The organism is Exiguobacterium sp. EA-TM-5 (assembly GCF_053878415.1).
On sequence record NZ_CM132670.1, the window covers coordinates 2,062,472 to 2,081,387 of the forward strand.

The 18,916-nt window shown below is 47.3% G+C and carries 25 protein-coding genes and 1 pseudogene; 12 read left to right on the forward strand and 14 right to left on the reverse strand.

The features are described 5' to 3' along the window. Nucleotides 1-24: 24 nt before the first annotated feature. From ACV3PA_RS10725 to ACV3PA_RS10735, 3 genes are all read right to left on the reverse strand, one after another. Nucleotides 25-720: a hypothetical protein gene (locus ACV3PA_RS10725; protein ID WP_456124674.1), complete on the reverse strand. Its 696-nt coding sequence runs from the start codon at nucleotides 718-720 to the stop codon at nucleotides 25-27. A gap of 78 nt (nucleotides 721-798) precedes the next feature. After that, complete coding sequence (locus ACV3PA_RS10730) at nucleotides 799-2,091, reverse strand: methyl-accepting chemotaxis protein (RefSeq protein WP_456124675.1); 1,293 nt, start codon at nucleotides 2,089-2,091, stop codon at nucleotides 799-801. 300 nt (nucleotides 2,092-2,391) lie between these two features. Continuing rightward, complete coding sequence (locus ACV3PA_RS10735) at nucleotides 2,392-3,693, reverse strand: hemolysin family protein (RefSeq protein ID WP_456124676.1); 1,302 nt, start codon at nucleotides 3,691-3,693, stop codon at nucleotides 2,392-2,394. Between the two features lie 282 nt (nucleotides 3,694-3,975). On the opposite strand from ACV3PA_RS10735, the gene ACV3PA_RS10740 reads away from it, so the two are divergent. The 3 genes from ACV3PA_RS10740 (at nucleotide 3,976) to ACV3PA_RS10750 (ending at nucleotide 6,938) form a co-directional block, all read left to right on the forward strand. Continuing rightward, complete coding sequence (locus tag ACV3PA_RS10740; protein WP_456124677.1) at nucleotides 3,976-5,028, forward strand: hypothetical protein; 1,053 nt, start codon at nucleotides 3,976-3,978, stop codon at nucleotides 5,026-5,028. Between the two features lie 126 nt (nucleotides 5,029-5,154). After that, complete coding sequence (locus ACV3PA_RS10745; RefSeq protein WP_456124678.1) at nucleotides 5,155-5,739, forward strand: TetR/AcrR family transcriptional regulator; 585 nt, start codon at nucleotides 5,155-5,157, stop codon at nucleotides 5,737-5,739. Nucleotides 5,740-5,756: 17 nt separating this feature from the next. Next, a complete protein-coding gene (locus tag ACV3PA_RS10750; protein WP_456124679.1) occupies nucleotides 5,757-6,938 on the forward strand; it encodes an MFS transporter in 1,182 nt (393 codons plus the stop codon). Between the two features lie 40 nt (nucleotides 6,939-6,978). Here ACV3PA_RS10750 and ACV3PA_RS10755 read toward each other — a convergent pair whose 3' ends face one another. The 5 genes and pseudogenes from ACV3PA_RS10755 to ACV3PA_RS10775 all read right to left on the reverse strand — a co-directional run bounded on the left by ACV3PA_RS10755 (nucleotide 6,979) and on the right by ACV3PA_RS10775 (nucleotide 9,767). Next, nucleotides 6,979-7,584 carry an HAD-IA family hydrolase gene (locus tag ACV3PA_RS10755; RefSeq protein ID WP_456124680.1) on the reverse strand — a complete coding sequence of 202 codons (606 nt, stop codon included), beginning with the start codon at nucleotides 7,582-7,584 and terminating at the stop codon, nucleotides 6,979-6,981. Further along, nucleotides 7,556-7,711, reverse strand: coding sequence for a hypothetical protein (locus ACV3PA_RS10760; RefSeq protein WP_456124681.1), 156 nt, complete (start codon nucleotides 7,709-7,711; stop codon nucleotides 7,556-7,558). Before ACV3PA_RS10760 ends, ACV3PA_RS10755 begins: the two co-directional genes overlap by 29 nt. 12 nt (nucleotides 7,712-7,723) lie before the next feature. Next, nucleotides 7,724-8,458, reverse strand: a pseudogene (locus tag ACV3PA_RS10765) (PhzF family phenazine biosynthesis protein). After that, a complete protein-coding gene (locus ACV3PA_RS10770) occupies nucleotides 8,455-9,510 on the reverse strand; it encodes a flavin monoamine oxidase family protein (protein WP_456124682.1) in 1,056 nt (351 codons plus the stop codon). The pseudogene ACV3PA_RS10765 and the gene ACV3PA_RS10770 overlap by 4 nt, the downstream one beginning before the upstream one ends. Nucleotides 9,511-9,590: 80 nt before the next feature. Next, nucleotides 9,591-9,767, reverse strand: a complete 177-nt coding sequence (locus tag ACV3PA_RS10775; protein WP_200904894.1) for a hypothetical protein — start codon at nucleotides 9,765-9,767, stop codon at nucleotides 9,591-9,593. A 214-nt stretch (nucleotides 9,768-9,981) separates the two neighbouring features. On the opposite strand from ACV3PA_RS10775, the gene ACV3PA_RS10780 reads away from it, so the two are divergent. The 3 genes from ACV3PA_RS10780 to ACV3PA_RS10790 all read left to right on the forward strand — a co-directional run bounded on the left by ACV3PA_RS10780 (nucleotide 9,982) and on the right by ACV3PA_RS10790 (nucleotide 11,099). Beyond that, nucleotides 9,982-10,263 (forward strand): hypothetical protein, encoded by a 282-nt coding sequence (locus ACV3PA_RS10780; RefSeq protein WP_456124683.1) that lies wholly within the window; start codon nucleotides 9,982-9,984, stop codon nucleotides 10,261-10,263. Nucleotides 10,264-10,431: 168 nt separating this feature from the next. Then, nucleotides 10,432-10,641 carry a helix-turn-helix transcriptional regulator gene (locus tag ACV3PA_RS10785; protein ID WP_456124684.1) on the forward strand — a complete coding sequence of 70 codons (210 nt, stop codon included), beginning with the start codon at nucleotides 10,432-10,434 and terminating at the stop codon, nucleotides 10,639-10,641. Further along, complete coding sequence (locus tag ACV3PA_RS10790; protein WP_456124685.1) at nucleotides 10,638-11,099, forward strand: DUF2178 domain-containing protein; 462 nt, start codon at nucleotides 10,638-10,640, stop codon at nucleotides 11,097-11,099. Before ACV3PA_RS10785 ends, ACV3PA_RS10790 begins: the two co-directional genes overlap by 4 nt. On the opposite strand, the gene ACV3PA_RS10795 is transcribed toward ACV3PA_RS10790, so the two are convergent. Next, nucleotides 11,096-11,512 (reverse strand): GNAT family N-acetyltransferase, encoded by a 417-nt coding sequence (locus tag ACV3PA_RS10795; protein WP_456124686.1) that lies wholly within the window; start codon nucleotides 11,510-11,512, stop codon nucleotides 11,096-11,098. The two genes, ACV3PA_RS10790 and ACV3PA_RS10795, sit on opposite strands and share 4 nt — an antisense overlap. Nucleotides 11,513-11,591: 79 nt before the next feature. Between ACV3PA_RS10795 and ACV3PA_RS10800 the strand changes: the two genes are divergently transcribed. Further along, nucleotides 11,592-12,122, forward strand: coding sequence for a GNAT family N-acetyltransferase (locus ACV3PA_RS10800; RefSeq protein WP_456124687.1), 531 nt, complete (start codon nucleotides 11,592-11,594; stop codon nucleotides 12,120-12,122). Beyond that, nucleotides 12,119-12,904, forward strand: a complete 786-nt coding sequence (locus ACV3PA_RS10805; RefSeq protein WP_456124688.1) for an endonuclease/exonuclease/phosphatase family protein — start codon at nucleotides 12,119-12,121, stop codon at nucleotides 12,902-12,904. The genes ACV3PA_RS10800 and ACV3PA_RS10805 overlap by 4 nt, the downstream gene beginning before the upstream one ends. A 40-nt stretch (nucleotides 12,905-12,944) precedes the next feature. Here the strand turns inward: ACV3PA_RS10805 and ACV3PA_RS10810 are convergent, their stop codons facing one another. Both ACV3PA_RS10810 and ACV3PA_RS10815 read right to left on the reverse strand, forming a co-directional pair. Next, on the reverse strand, nucleotides 12,945-13,448 hold the full coding sequence (locus ACV3PA_RS10810) for a YusW family protein (protein ID WP_456124689.1): 504 nt from the start codon (nucleotides 13,446-13,448) through the stop codon (nucleotides 12,945-12,947). A 148-nt stretch (nucleotides 13,449-13,596) separates the two neighbouring features. Beyond that, nucleotides 13,597-14,133 carry a GNAT family N-acetyltransferase gene (locus tag ACV3PA_RS10815; protein ID WP_456125965.1) on the reverse strand — a complete coding sequence of 179 codons (537 nt, stop codon included), beginning with the start codon at nucleotides 14,131-14,133 and terminating at the stop codon, nucleotides 13,597-13,599. Between the two features lie 59 nt (nucleotides 14,134-14,192). On the opposite strand from ACV3PA_RS10815, the gene ACV3PA_RS10820 reads away from it, so the two are divergent. Beyond that, entirely contained in the window at nucleotides 14,193-14,639 is a 447-nt protein-coding gene (locus ACV3PA_RS10820) for a MarR family winged helix-turn-helix transcriptional regulator (RefSeq protein WP_456124690.1), read from the forward strand. A 36-nt stretch (nucleotides 14,640-14,675) separates the two neighbouring features. Further along, nucleotides 14,676-15,944, forward strand: a complete 1,269-nt coding sequence (locus tag ACV3PA_RS10825; protein ID WP_456124691.1) for an NAD(P)-binding domain-containing protein — start codon at nucleotides 14,676-14,678, stop codon at nucleotides 15,942-15,944. 21 nt (nucleotides 15,945-15,965) lie between these two features. On the opposite strand, the gene ACV3PA_RS10830 is transcribed toward ACV3PA_RS10825, so the two are convergent. Next, the gene (locus tag ACV3PA_RS10830; protein ID WP_456124692.1) at nucleotides 15,966-16,406 is read right to left on the reverse strand and encodes a VOC family protein; all 441 of its coding nucleotides are present in this window, start codon (nucleotides 16,404-16,406) and stop codon (nucleotides 15,966-15,968) included. Nucleotides 16,407-16,556: 150 nt separating this feature from the next. On the opposite strand from ACV3PA_RS10830, the gene ACV3PA_RS10835 reads away from it, so the two are divergent. Further along, a complete protein-coding gene (locus ACV3PA_RS10835) occupies nucleotides 16,557-17,303 on the forward strand; it encodes a bacteriorhodopsin (RefSeq protein WP_456124693.1) in 747 nt (248 codons plus the stop codon). A gap of 31 nt (nucleotides 17,304-17,334) precedes the next feature. On the opposite strand, the gene ACV3PA_RS10840 is transcribed toward ACV3PA_RS10835, so the two are convergent. Further along, a complete protein-coding gene (locus ACV3PA_RS10840) occupies nucleotides 17,335-17,757 on the reverse strand; it encodes a hypothetical protein (protein ID WP_456124694.1) in 423 nt (140 codons plus the stop codon). An 81-nt stretch (nucleotides 17,758-17,838) separates the two neighbouring features. Between ACV3PA_RS10840 and ACV3PA_RS10845 the strand changes: the two genes are divergently transcribed. Continuing rightward, nucleotides 17,839-18,348, forward strand: coding sequence for a DNA topology modulation protein (locus ACV3PA_RS10845; RefSeq protein WP_456124695.1), 510 nt, complete (start codon nucleotides 17,839-17,841; stop codon nucleotides 18,346-18,348). Here ACV3PA_RS10845 and ACV3PA_RS10850 read toward each other — a convergent pair. Then, nucleotides 18,314-18,883 (reverse strand): GNAT family N-acetyltransferase, encoded by a 570-nt coding sequence (locus tag ACV3PA_RS10850; RefSeq protein WP_456124696.1) that lies wholly within the window; start codon nucleotides 18,881-18,883, stop codon nucleotides 18,314-18,316. The genes ACV3PA_RS10845 and ACV3PA_RS10850 overlap by 35 nt on opposite strands. Nucleotides 18,884-18,916 lie beyond the last annotated feature (33 nt).

Sequence of the window (18,916 nt, forward strand, 5' to 3'; positions counted from 1 at the left end):
ATACATACGGTCAGTGAAATAAATTCATTTCGTGTATACGAGACGAAAGACAATCATACTGGCGACGGCTAATAAACGCTCACTCGTATCACAGTGAAAGATGAGTCGAGCTCCCTGACGCGTACCCGTCGCGATACAGTTCCCGTCTTGATAGACGCCGATCTTTCGCGTGACCGTCGAGGACCGAATCTGGTACTCCTGACCGGCATACGAGACGAGTAAGACTTCCTGCAGTCGCAATTGCTGGCGAAGTGCCGCGTCGTTCCGAATCGTCCCGACGTCACGTCCGTCTTCGCGAATCACGAAATGTGTCGTATTGCGTAACCACTCCGTTCTCGTTTCTTTGATGTGAAGTCGTGTTCCGTCCCCATCGAACGTCACGTCGATGAAAAATGATTCAAACTTCTGAAAGCGCGTAAGAATCGCCTGCCACCACGTAGCATACTGACGCGAGAACTTCAGCCATTGTTCATGCGCCACAAAGACCGTATTCGTCTTTTTGCTTGCCCGGTCCGCGAAGCGAACGGACATCCCCTCTTCTAGTCCTCGATAACGCAAATCACGCCGGATTTGCCACCATTCGATACCGCCTATCAAGAAAGCGACACCCGTTAGCCCGAGTAATCCATACAACTCACGTGGGGCAAGCTCCCCCGTCATCACATAATGCCCCATCAAAGCGACAAAGCATAAAACGATCAATATTAGACTCTGAATCATAAATCACCAACACCTCCCCTTACATTTTTCCATAAACCGACAAAAAAATCCTCCTTCCGCTAAGAAAGGAGGAATAATTCAGAGCGTCGCCGCGACTTCCTGCAAGTCATCTGCCGTCTCAGCAATCGCCTCTGCAATCTTCCGCATACCTTCGATCGTTCCAGCGACATCCTTCGTATCCGTCGATAGTTCGTGAATTTGACGCGAGACGGCATCCGTCTGTTCAGAAATCCGTGAAAAGGCTCGGACGACTTGTTGCATCTCGGATGTCGTCCGAACGACCGCCGTCTCGGTCGTTCCCATCCGCTGCGAGACAACGAGCATTTTTTGCGTGATTTCTTGTGCAATCCGCGACGTCTCTGCTGCCGATTGTTTACTCTCTTCAGCAAGTTTACGAATCTCTTGCGCGACGACGGTGAAGCCACGCCCCATCTCACCAGCACGTGCAGCTTCGATTGAAGCATTCAGACTGAGCAAGTTCGTTTGATCGGAAATCGTCGTCACCATCCCGGCAATTCGCTCGATTTCTTGCGACAACCGTGACAGTTCAGCGACTTGTTCAGTCGTCCGTGATAAATCCGCGACGACGTCCTGGAAGCGGCGTGTCTCCTCTTCAACGAGAACAACACCAGCTTCTGCTTCGCCGACTGCTTCCGTCAATTGAAGTGAGATCGCATCCGTGGTTGTCGAGACATGTTTCGCGTGACGCTCGATTTCTTGGAAGTTCGCAGACGATTCTTCACTCATCGCTGCGAGTTCTTCGGTCGATTTTTGCACGCCATCTCCGACGTGACGTTTCGCTGTTGCGATCGCTTGACGCTCCTCATCGATTTGATCCTCATACATCGTCATGACGATCTGTTGTTCCAAGTTGAACAGTTTCCCTGCCGAGCGCATGATCCGGACACGTTCCACTTCCGGCCAATCACTGCCGTCAATCTTCTCACTAAGGACGTTCCAGACTTTCTGGAACGCAGCAATGTACCACTTATTATGCAATCCGATTTGAACGTGACGTTCGGCAATTCGGCGGCGTGCTTCGATGTACTCCATCGTCACTTGACCATCGAACATTTGCAAGATGTGCCGGGCGAGCGTACCTTTTAATCGTTCGAGCGTCGAATGATGCTCAATTAACTGACGCAGGGATGGAACACGGACCAGCTCGTCGTAGAACGCGTCGACCATACTCGGCATCCAACGGGATACATCTTCGCGGATGACCCGGACAATTTGTAAATCGACAGCTTGTAAATCGATTAAACGTAATTGTTCATGTAAGGATGTCGGAACGTTCAACACGACATGAGCGCGTTCATCTTCGATGCGCGCATCGAAGGACGGTGATGCTGATTTCGCGAACCATTTCATATGCTTCTCTCCCTCATTCATTTGTGAACTTCATTTCTTATATCGTCTTGAACTTCTAACAATTGAATGGAAAATCACAATAATTATGTATTGCCTTGAACGTTTATTGATTAAAGAGATCCCTTTCCTGAGCATCTAGTAGATATACTCTCGCTTTATCGCCAAATCTTATCGATTCGTGGGCTCGTCGGTCTGGAATATTATCATACTTCTCTTTGATGAACGTGCTAAGACCTCGATTGATAAAAAAAGACCCGTCTGCTCAGTAGAATGAACTACTAAGCAAAACTGGTCTTTCTCTTAGCTTGACGGCAGGGTCAACTTGACATCCTGAATCTGATATTGGGCAGAACGCAAGATCTCAAGCGTAAACGCCTCATCTGTGACGATCGTTCCCTCTTCAAAAGCAGCCGTCCGTGATTGGATATACCCACCAATCGTGTCGACCGCCTCTGCTTCAGTGAACCGAAGACCAAATCGTTCTTCGATTTCAACTAAAAGGACAGTACCCGCTAAGCGGTACGAGCCGTCCGGTAACTGTTCGATCTCGGCTTGCTCCGCTTCATCGAATTCATCACGGATATCACCGACGATTTCCTCCAAAATATCCTCCATCGTGATCAAACCGGATGTCCCACCATACTCGTCGATGACGAGAGCGATGTGTGACCGTGTCTGTTTCATCTTCAAGAGTGTTTCTTGGAGCGGCGTCAATTCTGAGACGATTGGAAGTGGCTTGATGAACGATGCAAGTTCTCGTTCATGTTGTACAGCGTGATGGGCGAGCACTTCCTTGACATTGATATAACCGCTAATCCGGTCCTTGTCCGTTCCTTCACTAACCGGATAACGCGTATATGGATTGTCTGACATCGTCTGCAATAGGCTTTCCCAGTCCATCTCGTCGGAAATGACCAACATGTTCATCCGTGGCACCATGATGTCGCGCGTGACACGCTCATCAAAAGCAAAGACATTTTGCATCAGGTCGAGTTCTGATTGATTGATTTCACCACTTTGGAAACTTTGCGCCATGATGATTTTCAACTCTTCTTCCGAGTGGGCTTGTTCGTGACCAGCTGGTTTTACACCGAACATTCGCAAGAGAACACGGGCCGAACCGTTCATGATCCAGATGAACGGATACATGACTTTTCCGAATACATAGAGTGAAGGAGCTAGCATTAACGTCATGCGTTCCGCATACTGGATCGCGAGCGTTTTCGGTGCAAGTTCTCCAATGACGACGTGGAGAAACGTCACGAAGATGAAAGCGATACTATAGGACAGAAGCGTCGAGACCGCTACTGCAACACCGAGTTCATCAAAGACCGGTGTCAACAACTTCTCGACGGTCGGTTTCCCGAGTGCCCCGAGACCAAGTGCTGTAATCGTGATACCGAGCTGACAGGCCGACAAGTAATAATCGAGATCTCCTGCGACCTTCTTCGCAAGTACTGCTCCCTTTTTTCCTTCTTGCACCATCTGGTCGAGACGTGACATCCGGACTTTGACGACAGCAAATTCCGAACCGACGAAAAACGCGGTCAAACCAATCAATACGACGAGCAACAACAAATTCAGTGTTAAGACGATGTCCAACTTGTATCCCCCTAAAAGCGGGGGATCACCTCCTTTTGATTTTAAACTGTACAGTATAACGTGACACTTGATAAAAGTGTACGATGCTTTTTCTTCAAACGCAACCAATATCACTTCGTTGAAGTTCAGGCGACCATTAATCATGTACCTGTAATACTAGGTTTCTCTTATTTAGTTACCGGTTATATAAGAGCTATGCGCGTAAGAAACTTGAGATGAAGCTTTTATATTCATGAACATCTCGAACTTGAAAGACCAATTTGGGGAGAGGTAGTGCTTATTATGGAAAAGACAAACAGAGGCTTTTCGTCGCATTTCCGAGCGGAAGCGGACGGAGCAGGTCGTAACATCTCATGGAGCTCGATTTTTGCAGGTGTGGTATCATTTCTATCTTTATTGATCTTATTTAGTTTAATCGGTTCAGCGATCGGACTCGGTGTCACAGACGTGACGTCGAACAATCCGTTTGATGGTGTTGGAATTGGCTTGATCATCTGGGCAATCCTTTCATTGCTCATCTCGCTATTCGTAGCTGGATTCGTTTCCGGTGTGACGTCCGCTCGTGCTGGTCTCGTTCACGGTTTCTTGACATGGTCAACAAGCGTCATCCTATTGTTCGCTCTCTTGACGTTCACGACGGTCAACACGTTACAATCGGTTGGTTCATTACTCGGAACAGTCGGTGGCGCGGCTGGTAGCGGTATCGGATCCGTTGCTTCAACTGCTCAAGACGCTGCGACAAAAGGCTTTGATTCGATTACGAAAAACGTGTCAGATATCGATACAAAAGAACTCGAAGGTAACGTCGATGAAATTCTAAAAGATACGGACATCAAAGAATTGCAACCAGGCTACTTGCAAAACGAGCTTGACGCTGTCCAAGAAGACGTCACAGCTGCTGGTAAGGAAGCGATTACAAAACCAGAAAACTTCGATACAATCGTCCAAGACCTTGGAGATTCGTTGACAGCACGTGCTGAAAAAATCGAGAAATCGGTCGATGAAGATAAAATCGCTGACGCTGTCGCGAAGAACACTGATTTGACAGGTGCTGAGGCGGAAGAAGCAACACAAAACATCGTCGATGGTCTCAACACGGCAACGAAAGAAACGACACAACAAATCGAAAATGCTAAACAAACGCTTGATGAAACATCGGCAGACTTGAAGAAAACGGTTCAAGATGTTCGAGAGCAAACGGAGCAAGCGACACAAACAGCGTCGAAAATTTCGATCTGGGCATTCGTCGGACTGCTTCTGACACTCGTCTTCACGTCATTTGCTGGTATTGTCGGTTCACGCGTCGCAACACGCGGTCGTGTCATGAACAAATAAGATGTACTACTGAACTGATTCCGCTCTTGCGGAGTCAGTTTTTTTGTGCAGTAAAACAATCTGATTGACTTCAACTAAATGCTCCTGATAAAGTGTTACCTAACGACCGTTAGGAAGGTGACTGATTTGAAAGCTCAACAATTATTACAGACGAGCATCCATCATTTTGCCGCACACGGCTATGAAGGAGCATCGTTGCAAGAAATTGCGACAGAGGTCGGTATTAAGAAACCGTCGATCTATGCGCATTATAAAGGCAAGGATGACTTATTCCTGCAAGCGACGACGTATGCCTTGCAGGAGCAAAAACGTCGTTTCGCGACGTACTTTACGAAAACGCGCCAGCAACCGCTCGAGCAATCGTTGCATGGCTTCTTCGACTGGTTCATTACGGAGCAGCAAGATGATATCCTGATGCGCTTCATTCTTCGAGCAGCTTACTTTCCACCAGAGAAACTCGAACAAGAGATGACGGAGCGGTTCAATCCATTTTTCGATTCGCTCCATGATCTCTTGACTCGTCTACTCCGCGAACGAGACCGAACGGAACAGATTTTGTATTCAACCGACTACAAAAGTGCTGCTCTCGCCTATCTGACTGTCGCTGAAGGCACGTTGACGGAACTCGTCTACAACGGCGTCGACGCGTTTCACGCTCGACAGCAAGCCGTCTGGCCTATCGTCTGGCGTGGTATGTCGAAAACGATTTAATTTAACTGAGGTGAACTATGCAAAACAATACATTAATTCTGAGTACACTCTTGCTCAACTTATTCATCGCCTTTTTAGGCATTGGTCTCGTCATTCCTGTCACACCGACAATCATGAACGAGCTCAACATTTCCGGAGCGACAGTCGGATACATGGTCTCCGCCTTCGCCTTCGCGCAATTGATTCTCTCTCCGCTTGCGGGACGCGCCGTCGATAAATATGGGCGTAAACCGATGATCATCATCGGTTTGTTCATCTTCAGCATGTCCGAGCTCTTGTTTGGTCTCGGTCAAAGCGTCGAAGTCCTGTTCGCATCCCGGATTCTCGGTGGTGTTAGTGCTGCTTTTATTATGCCTGCCGTCACGGCATTCATTGCTGATATCACGACGAACGAGACCCGCCCGAAAGCGCTCGGGTATATGTCTGCCGCCATCTCGACTGGTTTCATCATCGGCCCAGGGATTGGCGGGTTCCTCGCTGATTTCGGAACGCGGACACCGTTCTTCTTCGCTGCTGCGTTTGGACTAACGGCGATGATCTTATCGGTCTTTACGCTCAAAGAACCAAATCGTCACCATGAGACAACGATGGTCAAACAACAGACTGGTTTCCGTAAAGTCTTCAGTCCACTCTATTTCATCGCCTTCCTTGTCCTCTTGATCTCGTCGTTCGGTCTTGCTTCGTTTGAGTCGTTATTCGCCTTGTTCGTCGACCGCAAGTTCGGCTTCACAGCGAAAGATATCGCCCTTGCAATCTCCCTTGGAGCGATCGTCGGTGTCATCGTCCAAGTTGGATTGTTCGATCGATTGACACGCTGGTTCGGTGAGATTCGTTTGATTCGCTATAGTTTGATCGGTTCGACGTTACTCGTCGTCTTAATGACGTTCGTCACGAACTACATCTCGATCATTCTCGTGACGATGGTCGTGTTCGTTGGATTCGACTTGATGCGCCCTGCCGTTACGACCTATCTTTCAAAGATTGCGGGTAATGAACAAGGATTTGTCGGTGGAATGAACTCGATGTTTACGAGTATCGGGAATATTCTTGGACCGATCGTCGGTGGATTATTGTTCGACGTCAATCTGAACTATCCGTTCTATTTCGCAACAGTGATGCTTGCAGTCGGTATTTTACTAACGTATTTCTGGCGCGCCCCACGCACCGAAGCAACCGAAACTGATCGGTTGTCTTCTTAACTCAACAGCCCCGTTTCCTTAAATGGAAGCGGGGCTGTTATTATGTCAGGAAGAGTTCGTTTAATCGATCTGGAGACGGCACTGTGTAGGTCGCAACCGTCTCACTCGGTTGATCGCTGATGAGACACGTTGCAATGCCAGCGTGATGTCCGGCTAAGACGTCAAGTTCCCGGTCGCCAATCATGATCGTTTCAGATAGTTGCAACTGATGCTGTTCGATCAGGTACTGAACGGCTTCTGGATCCGGTTTCCGGGCGAAGCCTTGTTCAACCGTCAGGATATCTTGAAAGTGATGTGTCAGCTGATGCTTGTTTAGTAAAGCGTAAATCGACTGCCCACGATGGGTGACGATGTGGTGGGTCGCACCTCTCTCCGATAATGTCTCTAACAGTTTCTGAATTCCCATAAATGGACGAGAGCGGTCGAACTCGATCGTTGTCTTCTGTTGTTTGTATGTCGCGATGAATTCATCCGATACGCAAAATGCCTCATACGTCGTTTTGGTGGAAATCGCCATCAGCTCCGCGACTCGTTCTCGCTCGACCAATCGTCCCTCACGTTCGAGCAATTCAATAAACACATCGACCAATACGGGATACGTATCAAACAACGTCCCATCAAAATCCCAAATGAAGTGTTTCAACATCTGCCTCTTCCTCTCCCACTCTCTTTACATCAACAAAGACAGCTTGTCCGTCCATCTCGACCTTCCATTTACTGTGATCAAGATCTGCTCCGGAAATCCGGATTCCGACCTGCCCGGGTCGTCCCATCTCGTGTCCTTGTTAGACGATGATCGTTGTTTCCGCTGTTACTGGTTGGATGAATTTTCGGTAATAGACGCCTATCACCCCACTCGCTGTTCCCGTAACTGGATCTTCGATACTACCTGCTCCCGTTGCTGAAAAGTGTCGTCCATGCATGGTCGCTTGTTTCTCATATGTATCTAAACAAATCGGATGAATCGAGGCTTCGGGGTGATCAGTAAGAATGTCTGCGAAACACGCATTATCAGGTATCATCTGCTGAAAGTCTTCAAGACGTCGAATCGGCAGCACAAGTGTCCAGTTCCCTGTATTACCGTAGACGACTGGCCACCGGTGATCGAGATGTTTTAACTCTAAACCAATCGATGTTAAGACTTGATTGATCTCACCATTGAATGGTTGAAGCTTAGGTCGTCCTTGTTGCAAACGAAACATCCCGTTTGCTTAACGTGACGCTGGTAAGATTCCTGATTTCGTCTCGATTTGGAGCGTCATCGGTAAACGTTCGGTTGTCTCCAAAGCAGTCAGTGCAGCAATCGTGCCGCGTCCGCATAGGTTCTCCGGTGCAAAGTAACGCATGCGATAGTCTGCCTGATCGGACGACAGGACAAACGTCGTCTCTGTGAATCCATTCGCCCGCGCAATCCGTTGCATCTCAATCTCTGTTAAATGATCAGCGCCTAAGACGATCCCCGCTGGATTACCTGCTCCAGGTGTCGTTGTGAACACATCATAATGTAGCGTCTCGATCATGTTTCTTCTCCTCTCTTTTCTAAATAGCGTTCAACCGATCGTAAGGCACCCTCTAGATGCCCACCATGACTGGCATCCGTCTCTGTTCCAATCAGTGAAATCGCTGCATGTTTCTTTTCGAAATTAATCGTATGATAGTCAGGGAAAGCTACTAGTGGAGTAGCATCCGCCTGCGTCGCCGTCCACACGTCGGTCGACCAATCTTTATACAACCAGCCAATTGGTTGAAGCGCTTGTTCACCGAACAAACGATTCAACTGTTCAAGGACAGCTTCTTTGATTTCAGTCTCTGTCAGTGACTGTCGTTCGCTTGCCGGCGTCCGGAAAAAACCGAACAATGCTCCAAGTCCGTCTTTTGGAGAAGCGTCATGGATCTCTTGCAGCATCCCGCTCCAGCTGATTGCCTGACCGGACCAACCTAATTCACGCCAAAACGGTTTCTCGTACAGAACTAGACATTTGGCTTGTTGCGCCATCCAGGTCGGTAATGCTTCGAGTTCATCTAGGACTGTTTCCGGTAAGGCAGGTTCGTACGATAACTTCGCTGCTAAACGTGGTGGTAGTGCGAGGACAATTTCGTCGAACGGCTGACTCTTCTTTTTGAAACTGATGAGTCTCCGATCTGTCGCATCAATCTGATGAACAGGTTGATTGAGTTGAATCGTTCCCGGTTGGAGTTGTGCAGCAAGTGCTGTCGTAACGGAGCAGGTTCCGTCACGGAGGCGAAGTGCCGTTTGTTGATTCGAAACCAGGTGTGACTCAATCGGTTGCCCCGCCCGTTCGAGTCGAAGTGCTCCCGTCGAATACTGTTCTAGTGTCGGTAAATCTAACCGATGGATCAAATCAACCATCAGCGGTTCACTATCCGGCCAAAACCAGGTCGGTCCAAGATCAAAAGCGTACGCTTGTCCTGCTAGGTCGAAATCAATCGTCTCGATTCGTCCACCAATTCGGTCACGTGCTTCATAGATCCTCACATCGTGCCCAAGCTCCTGCAGGCGCGTCGCGAGATACAGTCCACTGATTCCTGCCCCAATGATGGCAATCTGCATCACTTTTCATCCTCTCTAGCTGTTCTTCTTATTTCAGTATACTGGAACACGCGAAAAAACAAGGACGAGACGTCCTTGCCTTAGGATGATTGCATTTGCTGCCAGTCGTCTTCTTCATAAATGGATTGAACCCATTCGACCGGTACATACAAGGATCGGGCAATCGCTTCGTCTGTCTTGCCCAGTTTTCGCAACAAATGGACAATCCGAATCCTTCGTTCGAGCTCCCGGTCATCCGGTATCAGTTCAGGCATCATCTTCTCTTCTCCTCTCCACTGAATCGGCGATGGTGTTTTCAAGAGAATACCCGATAATTGTCTGAATATTCCGTTTGATGTGTAGATGCAAGGATTTTTGATAAAGTTCCGAGAAAGATAACAGAAAGGGATTCGACTCTTTTTGTAGAATTCAAGTAAATAGACGCAAACTAACAATCTCACGCGTCAAATCGAACAAGACAGGAGTATCTGTATGATTAAACGTAAATCACTATTTCGTCTGTCGATCGGCTTACTGCTGATCGGTGTCTTTGGCGGTATCCTTTTAGATGCTATGAATTACTTTCCGCATGCGACAGCTTATTTATTGAGCATTCCGATTGCTTCAAATGACACGGAGTTTTTAATTGGATGGATTTTATCTGGCATAACGATTACCGGGTTAATCACGCTTTTCTTATCTTTACGTCATCACCAAGTCGTTACGACGTTCTCATGTCTCTTAGCCGTCATTGTAACACCGCATTTCCTGTGATTTTTACACGGTATCATCTCTTTTATGCGATGGGTTACAATCTACTATGTACAGATTCGCCACTGAATCGAAACGATTCGGTGGTTTTTTATACTCAATAAGTAAAGTTAACTTTACAAAATGTAAATCAGACTTTACAATGTAAACAACTGGAAAGGAGGTCGACAGATGAAGCTGACGAATCAAGTCCGCCTTTATCGCCAACAGCACAAGTGGACGCAGGAGCAGTTCGCGGAACGTATCGGCGTGACACGCCAGACCGTCATCTCGCTTGAAAAAGGGAGCTATACGCCGTCGCTCTTACTTGCGATGCAGATTGCTCGTATATTCGATCGACCCATCGAAGAACTATTTCAATTAGAGGAGGAACCCCGATGAAACGTGTCGTTACTCAATCCTTACTGAATTGTTGTCTCTACTTTTTAGCTGCTTATCTCATTAGTGCCATTCATGCTAATCTGCAGTTATTTCAAGATGACCCGGTATCCGGTACGGGATTGTCGCTGGAATTAAATCTAATTGGCGTCCTTCCAGTCCTCGTAATTGCGATTATCCTTTCAATCGTTAGTTATTTCTTACGAGAAGACCGTTCGCGTTCGTTTGCAACAGCAGAATTTTCTGACTCAGACGAACGCGAGGCACTCATCACCGGTAAAGCGACCCGTGCGGCGTACGTCGCTTTTATGATCGGCCTTCCCGTCCTAATGATCGCCTTTTTGTTTGAGCAACCGTTACTTCAACTGTACCCTGCATTTCCGTTCTATGCGATTGCTCTAGTCTTATCGATCGGAACACTTACGTACATGTCAGCATGGATCGTACACGTCCGGCGTTAAAGTCGCTTGACGAAGAAATAGTGTGTTTGTCCAATCGATGGATGATCAATCAGGCGTCCATACTCTTCATAACCATGCTTGCGGTAAAAGTCTGGTGCTTGAAAATCAAACGTATCCAAAAGAATTTTCGTACACGCCGCTCCCTTCGCATATTCTTCAACTGCTTGCAGCAGGCGGGTTCCGACACCTGCCTGTCGTGCTGTATCGCTCACCCAAAGAAACTCGACATGAATATGTTGCCAACCGTAAGAGGCGGTAATGCCTCCGATGCAATCGCCCGTCTCATTATAAGCTGTAAAATAAAGCTCTTCAGAATGTTCATATAAGGCTTCAGGAACATGTTGCCGGTTGTAGGCAATCAATTGCTCGCGGATGAATGTCCCTTCTTCCTTCGTACCGGTTTGAATTTTCAATCTATCCCTCCTTAAATTTACAAATGATACCATTCCTGCCATAATGATAGCATATTCCAATTCGAACGGAGGATTACATATGCAGACGATGCACCACTCGTTTGACACGCAACGTTATCAGGTTCGACCAGCTCGACTGAGTGACGCTGAGGCACTCGCTGAACTCCGCCAAGCACTCGACGCGGAAACGGAATACTTCGACCGAATGCCTGGTGAGGACGTGATGACGACGGCGGATTTCAAGAACCAGTTATGTGATACATCGGTGCCAGACCGTATCCTCGTCGTCGAGCGCGATGGACGGCTGGTCGCTTATGCTCGCTGTCGCGGATTTCATTTGAAACGCTTCGCGCACAAGGCCACATTTGGACTCGGTGTACTTCAATCCGATTGGGGACAAGGCATCGGGAGCCAACTCATGGAACGGATGATTGCTTGGGCTAAAGCGCAATCGCTCCTCAAGATTCAGCTTGAGGTCGTTGAAACGAATCTTGGTGCCATTCGGCTTTACCAACGACATGGGTTTCAAGAAGAAGGGCGGCTTCGTCACGACCGGTTACTATCGGACGGCTGTTATTACGATACCGTCCTGATGGGCTTACACCTATGATTCGTTCGTTATCGATCGCGACTTATAACATTTGGCATCATCCACACAAACGACAAGAACGGTTCAAGGCGTTGTGCGCGGAAATCAAGCAACACCAACCGGACATTCTCCTATTGCAAGAAGTCATGTCGACATTTCATCCGGAGGAACCGTTCGTCTCGATCGCTGAGCATTTGGCGCAAGCAACCGGATACCCTTATATGATGATGGATCCTTACATGGATTCACCGGATGAGGGGCTTGCCATTTTGACGAAACTGCCGTTTGAGCGAACGGATTCAAGTGCTGCCGCGACAGTAAACATCAACCACCACTGTGCGATTCGAATCCCTTTCACAATCGATGGTGTCCAATTTGCGGTAACGAATATTCATTTTAACTGGCGCGCCTCAGACATCCGTCTCGATCAACTACAATTCGTCAACGAATGGATTGCCTCGCAAACTGATGACGCGACGATCGAGTTCCTTGGCGGTGACTTCAATGATTGTCCGGGGTCGCCTCTTCATCACGCTGCGCTACGCGAGTGGGTTGATCTTGCTGACAGTTTTGCTACGCGAACGGGTCAAGTCGCTGCTGCGACGCTTGATCCCGTGACGAATCCGCACTTAGCATCGAATGACGGCGTCACGACACCGGTTCGCTATGATTGGTTACTTTGTCAGCGTTCACCTCTACCTGTGAGATTGCAACATGTGCAACTGATTGGAAACAAACGACTGACACATCATCCGTTACCAAGCGACCATTATGGTGTTCTCGCTCATTTGACGATTCACTAAAACAATAGGTCTACGCCCCTTACGAGCGCAGACCTATTGTTTATTTTTTATACTCTTTTTCGGTTCCGTCTGAGAATTCAATTTCGACCTCTAAACGGGAAGCATCTTGGATTGCAAACACACGCTCGACCTCCCCGATGACGTCTGCTTCCGATGTATCCGCATCAATCTTTAAGTTCTTGAACTTCGCATCGAGTTCCGCCATCGCATCGTCCCCTTGCTTTTGCTCTCCTTTATAACGGTATTCCGCTTCTGTTCCATCGTTATCCCGGTCATAACTAATATCAATGGCATCGTTATCCCCGTCTACGTCCGCCTCAATCGATAGACTGTTGAAGCCATAATCCGTATCGGCATTTTTTGTCACAGTATCCTTATCTTGCATCGTATCATCATTATTCATCGTGTCGTCTGTCGTGTTCGAATTCGTCGATCCTTCTTCGACCTTGTCTGTCGAAGTCTCGTCATTTCCGCAACCTGACACCATCAAACTCATGGCGAATAATGTGGCAACACCGTACCCTGTTAAGCGCTTCGCTTTCATCTCATTTCCCCTCTCACATCTGTTTCGTTCCCTAATACCACTGTACGGTATTCAATTCCTTTTCCTGCAATATCTTAAACAAATTGACACCCTCACAAATGCGAGGATGCCGTTTTCCTAAAGATACAGTTGACTATCGTGATCCTTTTTATCGTACGCTATTGCGTCGTTCGAACAGTAACGTATCTCGCCAAACACCATGATGCCTAGCGATCGCCCGTCTTCGACCAACGAGTTCAAATCCAAATCGCTCGTGCAATCGTCTACTTGCTACATTTTCAGGGAAAAGATGCGATTGGAGTGTCCAAATTCCGTGTGTGTCCGCATACTGAATCATCGCCGCTAAGATACATCGACCACCTCCGTTACCGCGAAACGATCGATCGACATAAATACTGATTTCCCGAACGCCACTGTAGACTTCACGTTCGGAGACCCGACTTAGTTTCCCCCATCCAACGACATGTTCTTCGTGAACGAGAACGAATCGCTCTGCTTGTAACATTCCTATCCCCCACAACTCTTCACGAATCATCGTTTCGAATGTTGCATTACCATCTTCGATTCCTTGTTGGTAAATCTCATGCACGCGATAACGGTATTCTTCTTCCATCCAACGTATTCGCATCCGAATCCCTCCATTTCTTAGTGATTTAATAAAATCATCATCTAAAAACTTGCAAATTGCAAGTAATTATTATATAAATGATTTATGAAAGTTATTACGAGAAAGGAGCATGAATCATGAATGAAACCCGCGAACTATTCCAAACGTTCACTCGACGTTTTGGGTTACTCAATAAGAATTGTTGTGCCGTCCTAGATGAAGAGATCTCACTCGTTCAGAGTCATCTCTTGTATCAAGTCGCAAAACGTCCCGATTCCTCGATGCAAGAAATTGCTGATCAACTTGCACTAGACATTACGACGTTTAGTCGCCAAGTCCAGACGTTAATCAAGCGAGACTTATTAGTAAAACGCCCTGCTGTCAATGACCGACGCATTCACCTTCTTCGTTTGTCTAAAAAAGGAAATCGTGTCGCTGAAGCCATCGATCAAGAAATGAACGTCTACCTCGATAACATCTTCTCCTCGATGACATCCTTTGAGAAGGCGCATGTCCTCCAAGCGATTGATCTATTGAATACGAAGATGGCAGAAAGTGACGCCTGCTGTAGACCATGTCTTTAATACTTGCAAATTACAAATAAAAAGGAGGACTTATGTATGACAACTCTTTCAACTTATCCCGTTGTAATCATTGGTGCCGGTCCAATTGGTCTTGCTGCTGCTGCTCAACTTGCGGTGGAAGAACAACCTTTTCTCTTGTTCGAAAAAGGGGCTTCAATCGCCCATCACGTCAAAGAATGGGAACACGTCCGGATGTTTTCAACATGGCAATACAACATCAACGATGCAGCACGTCAGTTACTTGAAATGACGGATTGGATCGCACCAGCGGACGATGATACACCAACCGGATTGGCACTAACTGAACAGTATCTTGCTCCCCTCTCCACTCTGCCAGAAATTGCTCCATCTCTTCACTTTCACCACGAGATCCTCTCCGTCTCTCGAGCAGGTCTTGATAAAATGACAAATGCCTCACGTGAAACGACTCCGTTCGAATTAGTGGTTGAAACACCGAACGGACGTAAGCATATTCTTGCTCGTGCTGTGATTGATGCATCTGGAGTTCTTGGACGACCAAATCCCGCCGTCAGTTCTGGTCATCGTGTTGAGATTGAACAGACCTTGCCAATCCGTTATTCAATCGTGAATGCGAAACGTGATAGCGCAGTCTTCGCTGAACAGTCTGTCGCTGTCATCGGTAGTGGGCACTCTGCTTTGAACTCGCTCCTTGAACTCGTCTCACTTAAAGCGCAATATCCTAAAACGACGATCCATTGGATTCTTCGCAAATCAAATCCGGTTCAAGCATATGGTGGAGAAGATAAGGATACACTTGAAGGTCGCGGTACCCTCGGTTCACGCATCCGTCAACTCGTTGAACGAGAGCAAATCAATGTACACACTGGTTTCAAGACCCAATCGATTGAATCTGAAGGATCTTCGTTTAACATCACCTCACAAGACGGTCGATCGCTCTTTGCTATCGATCAGCTGATCGTCAACGCGGGAAGTCGACCTGACTTCTCATTCCTTGAGGAAGTACGGCTTGATATCGATCCAGTGACCGAAAGCAACCGGACGCTCGCTCCCCTGATTGACCCGAACCTTCACAGTTGCGGAACCGTTCGTCCGCACGGGGAAGAGGAATTACGTCATCCGGATCACGGAATATATCTCGTTGGTGCGAAAAGTTACGGACGTGCGCCAACCTTTCTGCTTGCGACGGGGTATGAACAGATCCGGTCGATCGTCGCTTACCTTGTCGGAGATGAGACACGAGCTAAACGGATTGAATTGTCGCTGCCGGAAACCGGTGTCTGCAAAGTCTCCTTACCAGAATCACCAACTCCGTGTTGTTCATGAATGCATAAATCGATCCCCTCTTTACTCGGGATCGATTTTTTCTGCCAGCTCAACAATCACACCTTCTGGTCCACGTACATAACAGAGACGATAGTCGCGTTCATAATCCGCTACGCTTCCGATCGGATGATAGCCAATATTCGCTAGACGATTGATGAGTGCGTCGAATTCCGTCACCTCAAAACAGAGATGACGGAATCCATTCGCGTAGACCGGATGAATTTTCTTAGAAGAATCACGCGGCTCCTTAAAGCGAACGAGTTCAAACCAGATTGTTTCACCTGGTAATCCGAGTGCGACACATTCCGTTTTTGCCCCTTTTAAGTCTAGTAGCTGATCTAGGAGTGTTCCTTCCATCTCCCACCGTTCGCGCACTTCAAGACCACAAAGCGTAAAAAAGCGAATCGCTTCTTCAAGATTCTCGACATTCAAGCTGATATGGTCTGTTCGTTTAATCGTCATCTGTCACTCCTCCTCAAGTGTGTCGAAATGTTGTCAACCCGTTGATAGACGGCACATTCAAAGCGTTTTGACATGACGTTTTACTGCTTCCTTCTTTATAAAATAGAAGTATGAAAGGTCGTGCCCACTTACGAAAAGGAGTCGAATCACATGGAAGATGTCAACCTTCTCGTTCTTGCGACCCAGTACATGTTCTGGGTCGGATTTGTCGGAATGGCCGCTGGTACGCTCTATTTTCTCGTCGAACGAAATTCCCTCGCCCCGGAATACCGCTCGACCGCAACAGTCGCTGCACTCGTCACGTTCGTCGCCGCGATTCATTACTATTTCATGAAGCAGGCTGTTGGGGAATCCGGTTTGTTGTCGGAGATCGATGGCTTTCCGACTGAAATCCGCTACATCGATTGGCTTGTGACGACGCCTCTCTTGTTGATCAAGTTTCCACTGTTACTCGGTTTAAAAGGTGGGAAAGGACGTTCCCTTCTGACTAAACTCGTCATCGCGGACATCATCATGATCATCGGTGGTTATATCGGAGAGTCGTCCATCAATCTAGCGGGTGGCTTCACACAACTCGGTCTTTGGGCATACATCGTTGGTTGTATCGCATGGTTTTATATCATTTATCTCTTGTTCACGAATGTCACGAAAGCCGCTGAAGATAAACCCGCACCGATTCGAAAAGCCTTGCTGCAAATGCGCTTGTTCATCTTGATTGGCTGGGCAATCTATCCGGTCGGTTACGCCGTCACCTTATTTGCACCCGGCATCGAGGTGCAGCTCGTCCGCGAATTGATTTATAATTTTGCCGACTTGATCAATAAGGTCGGATTCGGTCTGATTGCCTTCTTCGCTGTCAAGACGATGTCCGCTGCGCAAAAAACAAAATCTCTTTAATCAAAAGACCGGATGTTGTGGCATCCGGTCTTTATTTGAACTGATGTTGTTGTTCATAGGAGATGTCCTCATTTTTGATGACATCACCCGCTAATTCGATATCATCGTTATAGAATTTCAACATATAAATCATGTTCGGTTCATTCGTGAATTCAACTTCAATCATATACGGATTCGATGATGACTCATACGAAAATTTCTGTGGTTTCATCGTATATTTCTCTCCCGGAAATTGACGCTCTAACTCAGCCTTTGCAAGCTTCACATTTTCGGCAATCTGATAATTCACAAGCGTCGGTCGGATGTACCAAAAGGAACTACATCCGATTGCCACTAAACCAAGGAGAATCAATCCATATCGCTTCCAGCGTGCCGGCAGAAAAATCACGCCGCATCCAATCACGAGTAGTGTAAAAACAATTGTCATCCCTTCGATTATAAAACTAGGTACCATTTGGATCGCTCCCTTTCTTCTATGATTGGATAGAAAATCATGGTATGATCAATTTCCATGACAAAAAATAGGAGGTACTTCATGCAAAAAATCATCTTGATCGGTTCTGGTGGGTCTGGTAAATCAACCCTTGCCCGTGCGCTGGGAGAGAAACTCGGTTATCCTGTCGATCACCTTGACGCCTTATTATGGCGTCCGAACTGGCAAGCGGTTTCGCGTGAGGAACAACGCTTGATTCAACAAGCACTTACATCACGCGACACGTGGATCATCGATGGTAACTACGGTGGAACGCTCGATTTACGAATCAACGCATCCGATACGATTATTTTTCTCGACCTACCGCGGACGCTTTGTCTTTACCAGGCTCTGAAACGGACATGGCGCTATCGCAAGACGAGTCGACCGGACATGGCGGCAGGTTGCCCCGAGAAGTTCTCACTCAATTTTCTAAAATGGATTTGGCGTTTTCCGGTTGATAAACGCCCAGATATTCTTTCAACACTTGAAACTACTACCGATAAACAGATTATTCACTTAAGGTCCCGCCGCGCCGTCAAACAGTTTCTTCAATCGTTGCCGCACTCGTAACGATATCTGAACATAAGCGTCCGTACATGCGAGCGTCGTGCGATTGTTCGCCTTGATAGAGGTAGCCACGTAAAACACCCTCAAACCGAAAACCGAGTTTTTCAAGTAAGCGATACGATGCTTCGTTCTCAAGAAATGTCACCGCTCCTAATCGATAGAGAGCTAGCTCTTCAAATGAAAAACGGATGACTTCCTGGACAGCTTCCGATACATAGCCTTGTCGCCAGAAATCTGGGTGCAATTCGAATCCAAGTTCTGCTTTCTTTGCATACGGACTCCGGTTATTAAGTCCGACCGTTCCGATGAAGCGTCCCGTATGTCGATCAATCATTCCCCAACGAATACCGCGTCTTACGATAAACGTTTGATCAAATGACGCAATGATTTGTTCTGCTTCTTCGATTGATGTCAATGGATCAATTCCATAGAAACGTGTTACGCGTAGATCGGATAATATCGTATATAGTTCGTCGACATGGTCTGCTGAAACGCGTACCAAATCAAGTCTATCTGTCCTAAGTGTTTGAAATTCCATATGTAGTTCCTCCTAATCGATTCAACCTTACTA